Genomic DNA, 7,301 nt, shown 5'->3' with positions numbered 1-7,301 from the left:
GGGTCAGTGTTTATGTTTAAATCGAGATTAAGATGCACGCGATCGAATTGACCAACAGTTTTACTAGCAATTCCCCGCAGACGAAAATCTAATCCCCTAGCATTATTTCCCGTCGGTAATCCTAAATCGGTACGAATGGCAAAAGCGGGAACCTTATCGTATTCTCGATTGAAATTATAGAAAAAACCTACAGATAAATTTCCCACATCAAAATCCGTATCATCACTATTAACTCGTCCTCCCACTTGCGGATCGATGCCGATAATAATGTGACCATTGCGAATAATACCGTTGAGGTATTCAATATCAAACTCACCCCCAAGATTACTATTTTCAGGAAAGACTAGACTTCCTCCAAATTCTATTGATTGTTCCCCAAAACCAATACTTTCAGCATCATCAAAAGAAAGGGGACGACCAGAATCCAGATTATTATGATCGTTGGCAAAAACTGGATTAGTAAAACTAACGACTAAACTCACAGCAATTAATAAAAATCTTCTCATTTTTTGGGTTCCTCTTGATGATTGCTGTCGTCAGGTTTTTTCTCCGTATTAGGAGGGTTTTCCGGAGAGTGATTTTCGTGGTTATGGTGTTGGTGATCTCCTCCCTCATCTACTTGAGAATCATCAGGTTTTTTCTCAGAATTATCAGGATTTTCGTGATTATGACCTTCGTGAGAAATATCTGCTGGCATTAATCCCATCCCCGGAATTCCTGACTGAAAACGATGATCGTGTAGTCCTTCACCACCATAATTTTTTCCTGCTGCCATTTCTTGATGATTAGCAGCCATTACTAACCAAATAGCGCGGGTGATTTGTTCGTCTTTTTGTTGGGGAGTTAGCCAATCTGATGCCAGAATATCATTAACCATATCGTGCAACATATGCAGGTTATCGAAGGTGTTAGATATCTGAGGAAAACGTCGGGCAAACTTGGGACTAAGTTCGGCAAACATCGGCATAAAAGCTCGATCGGTGCGATACAATTCCTGACTATGGTATTGTTTTCCTACCTGTTTATAAGCTTGTTTTTGTTCTTCTAGCGTCTTCTCATAGAGCAAGTCATACATTGTTCCTTGTAACCAATGGTAGCCCCAAAATAAGCCATTAACTTTCGGATATTTCTGGCGAAAGGCTTTAGAATAAGGCTGGGAATCCAGATAACCCATATTCATGGGTAATCCCGTAATCGCATAGGGAACTTTTGTCAAGTAAAATTGATATAATTTCTCAATTTCCGCCTCTTTTTCCTTGTTGGTTAATTTGCTGCTGGCTAAAACATCAACGGTTTGAGCATGGAAAATATGCGCCCAATCGAAAACCTGTTCTAAAACACCGTATTTTCTGCCAAAAGTTGGGGAAATATTACCCTCGTCGGGCATAAATTTAGGCGGATTTTTTAAAACCCAATTAATTGTTTGGTATGTCTTAGTTTCTAAATCTTTCGCTTTTCCCGTTACGATATCTTCGTAAGCAAAGGCATGACCAACAGCGATCGCATTCAAGTCTAAAGCTAAATCTCTGACATTATAAATTGCATTGTTATAAACCCCTCTTTGGGGATAAATATGATTACGTTGCTTGTTATACATCCAAGCTGGTATATTGTCAGGAATTGCTTGTAAAGTCTGAGTTTGAGGTGAATCAAGATGTAAATGTTGAGCAATTACAGGAGTAGAAATAAGTGCTACAGTTACCAATACAATCAACTTTTTCATGATAGTTAAACCTTGAGATTAGGGCAAATAAATTGATCGTCTTTTACAGGTGTATCCGTCCATTCTTGCAGGGTTTCGGTTAATTGTTGACGCAATAAAAGCAATTGTTCCACTTGTTGATCGATCTCAGCAATATGTTTAATTAATTTTTCCTGAATATCTCCACAGGGTAACTCACCATGGTCATGAATTACTAAACATTCGCGGATCTCTTGCAGACTTAAACCCAAAGATTGCAATCTTTTGACAAACAGCAAGCGATGGACAGTATCGGGAGTAAATAGGCGAAATTGTCCCTCTGTCCTCTCAGGGGACTGAATTAGTCCTAATTCCTCGTAATAACGAATCGTTTTAATCGAAACACCACTTTCTAGGGAAAGTTGACCGATTCTGAGCATTATTTTTGCTCCTTAATCCTATCGTTACCCTATTATAAAATCTCCCCCTGACTGGAGAATCAAGGGGGGGGGAAAGAAATATTTTTTTAACTGACTTTACACTCAACTCCAAAACCGACCAAGAGAACTTTTTCCAAGGGTTCCCCCTCCTTGGGACGTTGATAGTTAATAATTTTGCGAATTCGCAGGTCTGGATTGATTAAAGTAATTGAATCCACGGAAACACTGCGAGTATAATTGGTGGTCATTAATAACTCTCTGGTAGTGGAATCAAAGCGAAAAGCAGAGATAATTGGTCTTGCTTCTTCGTAGGCGCGATCACGAAGATAATCCCCTTCTAAATAACCGTTATTTTCTGCTTTAACCACAAATAAAAGATTAAGATTTTGTCGCACTTCTTCCCCTTTTTCCGAGATGGTATAGAAACCTAAATTAAACCCGGGGATACTTTCTAAATCCGCAATATCAGGATAGTTATTATCTGTCAGAACTTTCTGTTTAATCTCCCTAGTCAGGGGTTGAATGAGGAATTCAGTACGGGAACGTTCCACTTCTTGATCGGCTAGATAATGATAGGTTCTTTCCGTTTGCCAACTACCGACACAATAGACAAAAAATTGCTGAAAAACTTCGGTATTCATAGAGTTAATTCTCCTCTTGTCAGTATTTTAATTTTGAGTTATTTTATCAGTAACTTGTTCCCGATTTTCAAAACCATAACAATCTCGAACAAGATAAAGTGGCCGTCCCTTTACTTCTTCATAAACCCTGCCAATATATTCGCCAATAATACCAAGAGTCAGTAATTGAATTCCTCCTAAAAATAAGATAGCAACCATCAGAGAAGCGTATCCAGGTACATCGATTCCTAAAATAATAGTCCTGAGCATTAAAAAACTAGCATAAACAAGACTAACAAGTGAAATGATAAATCCTACATAGGTCCAGACTTTTAGAGGTAAAAAACTAAAAGAGGTAATACCATCGATGGCAAAATTCCATAATTTCCAGTAATTCCATTTAGTTTGTCCTTGATACCGTGGTTCTCGATCGAATAAAATTGATGTCTGTTTATATCCCACCCAAGCAAATATTCCTTTCATAAATCTTTGACGTTCGGGCATCTTTTTAATTGATTCTACCACTCGGCGATCAATCAAGCGAAAATCTCCCGTATTAGGGGGAATAGGAACCCGACTTAATTTATTAATGACTTGATAGAAACCTTCTGCTGTAAAACGTTTCAACCAACTTTCGCCAATTCTAACCCGACGGGACGCATAAACCACATCATAACCCTGCTGCCATTTTTCGATCATTTCGGCAATTAATTCGGGGGGATCTTGTAAATCAGCATCAATAGGAATTACTGCCATCCCTTGACTGTAATCAATTCCTGCTGACATGGCAATATCTTTACCAAAATTACGAGATAAATTAACCACTTTAATTTGTGGGTAACGTTGATGATATTCCACGAGATTTTTGAGAGTATTGTCACGACTACCATCATTGACGCAAACGACCTCATAACTGGTATTTATTGTCTCTAAAACCGCTAAAAGTCGCCCAAAGAGAGCATCGATATTTTCTTCTTCGTTATACAGAGGAACAACAACAGATATTTTCACCGGTATTTGATTTGATAGCATATTAATTGACAAAAAACTAGAGAAATTTACTAACAAATATCAGCAGTCAAAACTTGTTCTTACTTAGTGGTTGCTTGCTGCCAAGTATAATTATCTTCGATTAACTTGCGAGCATTTCTAGATAATTTTTCTCGTAACTCTGCCGATTCAAAAAGACTACTAATCGCCGTACAATATTCCTCAATACTATTAGCCCTTAAGGCTGCTAAAGGAACATTATTTCCTTCCACTGTTAACCCTTCTAAACCTCGAACGCTGGCTACCACCGGCACTCCCGCAGCCATAGATTCTAGGGTTTTAAACTTCATTCCAAAACCCGTTCTTAGGGGAATAACTGCCACAGTTGCCTGATGAAGATAGGTGGTCATTGATGGTACTCGTCCCGTCACAATCACTCCTTTTAACTTAGTTAATTCTTGCACTTCTAGGGATGGATTAGCACCGACTAGAGTTAAAGTAGTCTCGGGATAAGTAATTTGAATACGAGGTAAAATTTCCCTAGCTAAAAAACAGGCCGCATCGATATTAACCCAATAATCTAACCCACCGATAAACACTAAATTATGTCCAGCAGGCTCCTCGGAACGATAGGGAAACAAATCTAAATCTACTGCATTAGGAATTAAATAAATCTCTTTCTTGGGAGCGAATTCTCGCATTTGTTTTTGATCATCATCGGTGGTGACGACAATTTTTGAGAATTTCTGCACAGTTTTTTGTTCGTAGCGACGCAGGAGAGGAAGGTAGAGACGATCCCGTAATTTTTGACTAGAAACCCCAATTTCTAATTGACTTTTGCAGGTTTGATAGAGGGAACTATGCACATCAATTACTGTCCTAATTTGCCGTTGCCATTCGGAACGAATATAAATTTCATTAACGCTATGTTCACTGGTAATGACTGAGAATTTTTGACTCTTAACTGCCCTATCTATCCAGTTCTGCATCTCTTGAGAATAGCCAAAAAGTACATTGGGAGGGGTTCCCGTTTTCAGGAATTGAGCTAATCTTTGCAGTTTAGCAATTATTCCAGTTTTGGCATTTTGAGGACGGGGAAAAACTACCAATTTACTAACAAAGTTACCTAACTTTTCTACCTCCTCATCGCTGACATCAGCAGTACGCTGAACGATGAGAGTAATATCATGATTTTTGCTGAGATATTTGAGTAAATTAAAAGTTCTGCCCTGAGTTCCTCCTTTGCTGGGTGGATAGGGAAAGGTGGAACTAATCATTAAGATATTCATGGCTATTTCTCTAAACGATTTTCTACCATCATGCGGACAATATCAGTCATTTTGTATTGTGCTTGCCAACCTAATTTTTCCTTAGCTTTGTTGGGATTGCCGCGACTAATGGCTAAATCTGTTGGTCTTAATAAACTTTGATCGGAAACTACATGATCTTGCCAATTTAAGCCAACAGTAGCAAAAGCTGTGGCGACAAAATCCTCCAGTTTTGAACTTTCTCCCGTGGCAATGACGTAATCATCGGGTTGCTCCTGTTGCAGCATTAAATACATCGCTTCAACGTACTCCGGCGCCCAACCCCAATCCCTTTGAATATCCATATTTCCTAAGTGTAAAGTATCGGGACTTCCTTGGGCAATTCTAGCCACGGCAGCAATAATTTTTTGGGTAACAAAGCGCTCGGGACGCAGGGGAGATTCATGATTGAAAAGTATGCCTGAACAGGCAAAAATTCCGTAGGCTTCTCGATAATTAGCCACTTCCCAAAAAGCCGCCGATTTGGCCACAGCGTAGGGACTGCGAGGACGAAAAGGGGTATTTTCGTCGGCAGAATTATCGCCGATATCCCCGAAACATTCACTCGATCCTGCATTATATAATTTAATTTTTGCTCCGGTAAATCGAATTGCTTCTAAGAGATTTAAGGTTCCCGTGGCAATACTTTCTAAGGTTTCCACCGGCTGCTCGAAGGATAAACCCACAGAACTTTGTCCAGCCAAATTATAGACCTCATCGGGCTGAATTTTAATTAAGACTTGTAGGACACTGCGAAAGTCGTTCAGTGCCATCGATTCTAGTTTTACCTGTTCCTTGATTCCCAAACGTTTCAGGTTACTAAAAGAGGACATTTGGGCATCCCGGGAGGTGCCACAAACTGTATAGCCGGCTTTTAACAGTAATTCGGCTAGGTAGGCTCCATCCTGCCCCGATATACCACAAATTAACGCTTTTTTACTCATTTATTTACAATAATTTACTTTTGAGGGTTTAACATCGCCTTGGCGGCCTCGCTTAAATAACCGATTTGTCCGTAGGCATAGAGAAGATTATCAAAGCTTTTAGCGGGATCATTGATAAATTTGACATATTTAACCAATCCTCTCACCAAACGCTCACCTCCTCGCCTAAATTGAGCCAATCCCGTCCTTCCTGCCACTTCTTCCCGGTAGTGTTCGCTGATGCCTTGCCACCAACTACGACGCATAAACCATTGACGATTGATTCTTTCCGGGGCAACATTGTGTTCCACCAATGCTGCGGGAAAATAGCCTACTTGCCATCCCTGGGCGAGTGCCAGTTCTGTAGTGTATAATTCCTCATTAGAGAGAAGTTTTTTGCCAATTCTTCCCAAATTAGGGTCAAAACCGCCAATTTTCTCCAAAAAATCTCGCCGAATCGAGTAATTAACCCCTCGCGGAGTTAAATTCGCCTGGCTAATGTATACCACATTGTCGCCCAAATCGAAAGCCCCTAAACCCCCTGCTAACTCATCGGATAACCAATTGGGTTGACTGTAGCCTTGCGGCCAAATAAGAGTGACTTTTCCCCCCGCTACTGCCAGTTTTTCGTTATTTTCGTAGGCATTTAACAGAATTTGCAACCATTGAGGACTAGCGATCGCATCGTCATCCAAATAGGCTAAAATCGGCGCTCTAGTTTCCTTCGCCCCGCGATTTCTGGCGGTAGATAGCCCTAAAATAGGTTCGTAAACGTATTTTAGCCGCCCATCTCCCAGACGCGACTCGGCCACTTGACGGGTTTTATCGGTAGATGCGTTATCAACCACTAAAATCTCACAATCTGGGCAGGTTTGCCCTAAAAGACTATCGATCGCTCCTGCTAGGTAGTGATCGCGGTTGTGGGTACAGATAATCCCTGCTATTTTAGGAGCCATGGCTATCAAGGTTACTCATTCAATACCCTAAAACTTAACATTCCTTTGGAAAAATGTAAAAATGCTTTTTAACCTGGAGACAGGAGACAGGAGACAGGAGATTGCTTTTTACTTATAGCGTTTCTCGTAAAGATGAAGTATAACCTAATTTGGTATTGACGACCGACTCCCCAAAAGGAAAACTTCCTATCTCACCATGAAGATAACTGCTATAACACTCTCCACTCGACCAATCTCAAACCTAATTTGTTAAGCTAAAAGCTTTGATGTACTTAGGGTTTGCGGCAAAAAGTTTGTTGGTGGGGTTAGGAGTCAGTAGCCGGTCGTCAGTAGCCGGTCGTCGGGAGTTTCAGGCTTTGTTGCCCTCTCTTTTTTGTACCAACT

At 40.3% G+C, this 7,301-nt stretch carries 8 protein-coding genes; all 8 read right to left on the bottom strand.

The genetic code is table 11. The features are described 5' to 3' along the window. On the bottom strand, positions 1–506 hold a 506-nt coding region (locus tag PX636_RS13725; protein ID WP_288117592.1), incomplete at its 3' end, for a hypothetical protein. Next, the gene (locus PX636_RS13720) at positions 503–1,723 is read right to left on the bottom strand and encodes a hypothetical protein (protein ID WP_288117591.1); all 1,221 of its coding nucleotides are present in this window, start codon (positions 1,721–1,723) and stop codon (positions 503–505) included. The genes PX636_RS13725 and PX636_RS13720, both read right to left, overlap by 4 nt. 5 nt (positions 1,724–1,728) lie before the next feature. Continuing rightward, complete coding sequence (locus tag PX636_RS13715) at positions 1,729–2,121, bottom strand: MerR family transcriptional regulator (RefSeq protein WP_002797683.1); 393 nt, start codon at positions 2,119–2,121, stop codon at positions 1,729–1,731. Between the two features lie 86 nt (positions 2,122–2,207). Beyond that, positions 2,208–2,762 carry a phycobiliprotein lyase gene (locus PX636_RS13710; RefSeq protein WP_002797685.1) on the bottom strand — a complete coding sequence of 185 codons (555 nt, stop codon included), beginning with the start codon at positions 2,760–2,762 and terminating at the stop codon, positions 2,208–2,210. A gap of 27 nt (positions 2,763–2,789) precedes the next feature. Further along, entirely contained in the window at positions 2,790–3,773 is a 984-nt protein-coding gene (locus tag PX636_RS13705; RefSeq protein WP_012264002.1) for a glycosyltransferase family 2 protein, read from the bottom strand. A 59-nt stretch (positions 3,774–3,832) separates the two neighbouring features. Next, positions 3,833–5,020 (bottom strand): glycosyltransferase family 4 protein, encoded by a 1,188-nt coding sequence (locus tag PX636_RS13700; protein ID WP_288117590.1) that lies wholly within the window; start codon positions 5,018–5,020, stop codon positions 3,833–3,835. Positions 5,021–5,022: 2 nt separating this feature from the next. Continuing rightward, a complete protein-coding gene (locus PX636_RS13695; protein ID WP_002797689.1) occupies positions 5,023–5,982 on the bottom strand; it encodes a GDP-mannose 4,6-dehydratase in 960 nt (319 codons plus the stop codon). 14 nt (positions 5,983–5,996) lie between these two features. After that, on the bottom strand, positions 5,997–6,917 hold the full coding sequence (locus PX636_RS13690) for a glycosyltransferase family 2 protein (RefSeq protein WP_044034892.1): 921 nt from the start codon (positions 6,915–6,917) through the stop codon (positions 5,997–5,999). Positions 6,918–7,301 lie beyond the last annotated feature (384 nt).

The organism is Microcystis sp. M53598_WE2, from assembly GCF_030067735.1.
GTDB classification, from domain to species: domain Bacteria; phylum Cyanobacteriota; class Cyanobacteriia; order Cyanobacteriales; family Microcystaceae; genus Microcystis; species Microcystis aeruginosa.
The sequence above is the reverse complement of the archived record's forward strand: the minus strand, read 5'-3'. Positions and strand labels throughout refer to the sequence as shown.